This window comes from Calderihabitans maritimus, assembly GCF_002207765.1.
Taxonomy (GTDB): Bacteria; Bacillota; KKC1; order Calderihabitantales; family Calderihabitantaceae; genus Calderihabitans; species Calderihabitans maritimus.
Window position 1 is genome coordinate 1 of the sequence record NZ_BDGJ01000066.1, and the last position, 1987, is coordinate 1987.

Annotated in this window: 1 protein-coding gene and 1 pseudogene; both read right to left on the reverse strand. The window is 55.3% G+C overall.

What is annotated here, in order from left to right; all coding sequences use genetic code 11:
• Positions 1-640 (reverse strand): group II intron reverse transcriptase/maturase (ltrA, locus tag KKC1_RS06555; RefSeq protein ID WP_202819973.1); only part of this gene is annotated, 640 nt, incomplete at its 3' end.
• A 538-nt stretch (positions 641-1178) separates the two neighbouring features.
• Positions 1179-1844: pseudogene (gene ltrA, locus KKC1_RS06560) on the reverse strand (group II intron reverse transcriptase/maturase); the annotation flags it as partial.
• Between the last annotated feature and the right edge of the window lie 143 nt (positions 1845-1987).

Here is a 1987-nt window from a genome sequence, read left to right on the forward strand (position 1 = left end):
GCATCCACATGTCGAATGCATAGTGGAGGAAAAGGTTGGCTAGTAGAGGGCTTATCACCCCTCCCTGCGGCGTTCCTTTGTCTCGTCTCTCCATTCTCCCGTCTTCTAACTGTACCGGTGCTTTCAGCCACCGTTCAATGTACAGTAGTATCCATTTACAGTCGGTGTGTTTCCGTACCGCCCGCATTAATAGTCCGTGGTCGATGTTGTCAAAGAAACCTTTGATGTCCAGGTCTAAGACCCAGTTAAACTTCCAGCAACGTTGTCGGGCCACTCCTACTGCCTCTATCGCCGACTTCCCCGGACGGTATCCGTAGGAGTCTTGATGGAAGACTTTTTCTAATTCTGGCTCCAGTCGCCTTTTGACCACGGTTTGGGCTATACGGTCTGCCACTGCGGGTATTCCCAACGGCCTGGTTCCCCCGCCGTCTTTGGGTATTTCTACCCTTTTGACCGGCGGTGGGAAGTAACTCCCGGAGGACATTCGATTCCAGAGTTTGTAGAGGTTGTTCCCCAGGTCTTTTTCAAATTCGGCAATCGTTTGTCCATCCACCCCTGCAGCTCCCTGGTTGGCTTTTACTTGTTGGTAAGCTTCCCAAATCTCACTTTTGGAAATATTAAACGGCTTTGCTTTATTCACCAGATTCCTCCCCTCTGCGGGTTGATCTGAGTATAAAGCTGAACAGTACAACCCCTTCGCTCCAGCCCTATTACGGGCTTTCTTCACTACTACAGGTTGTTCCGTCCCTGTGCTTCGCCTCGGTACTCTGCCCTCTTGGGGGCCTCCCAATTGGGGTTCTCCCTTATCATCGAAGCTACAGGTTCCCATGTTCCACGCAGGAGCCTAAGACAAGTTCACGCCGCCTTTATGCCGGACGCCACCTGGGCAGTAAGCAGGTTCCCCCCAGATTTATCCCGGGTTAACGACTCCACCCGGTTTTGACGTCGTCCCTACGCTTTCGACACGTGACCGGCGGTTCGCTTCGCGCTCGTCTCCTTGTCTCCTACCTGACAGGTTTCTTCCTGCCTTTTCCTCAACGCTCACTACATGGGCTCTTGACCCCTGCAGCTTGAGGTGGTTTAAAGCCTGCTCCTGCAAGCCGGCTTTGAGGGGCCTTCCCTCATCTCCTGCGTAGCACCATTTTCCCCATCAATCGAAGGGAAAATGTTCATGGCGCACAGTCATCAGCGTAACGGACAAACTTGTGACCCCTCTTCTCCAGTTCTTTGTCCAGGTCGTCCAGTAGAATGTTGGCCAAAAGTGGGCTTAAGGGGCCGCCCTGCGGCGTCCCTTCCGCCGTCTCTATGACCACTCCGTTCACCATGACGCCTGCCTAGAGATAGCGGCGGATAAGTGTAAGTACTCTCTTATCCTTCACTTTTCGGGCCACCCGGGCCATGAGAATGTCGTGGTTGACCCGGTCAAAGAATTTCTCTATGTCCAGGTCCACGACCCATTCGTATCCTTCTTCTACGTATTGACGCGCTGTCCTCACCGCATCATGGGCTCTCCTTCCAGGCCGGAACCCGTAACTGGCCTCTGAAAATTGCGGCTCGAATATGGGCGTCAATACTTGCAGAAGTGCCTGCTGGATCAGGCGGTCCTTTGCGGTAGGTATCCCTAATAGCCGTTTGCCTCCTCCGGGTTTCGGGATTTCGACCCGGCGCACAGGCATTGGCTTATAGGTTCCTGCGAGCAGTTCTTCTCGGATGCGCGGCCATTCGGCACGGATTTGGTCCCGAAGCCGTTCGGTCGGGATGCCATCTATGCCAGGCGCGCCTCCATTTCGCTCCACCCGCTTTAGGGCGGCCAGCATGTTCTCCCTGGCCACCACCTGTTCCATCAGGCCGCTATCCCGGCCTCCGCGAGGTGTCGCTCCGTTTTGTGCCGGAGAAGAACTCGGCCCTCCCGCGGTCCCCCGTGGCTTCACCACTTCCTCCCGCGGGCAGGCCCCTTTCGGGGTTTTCTGCTGTCTTTGCCCTTCTC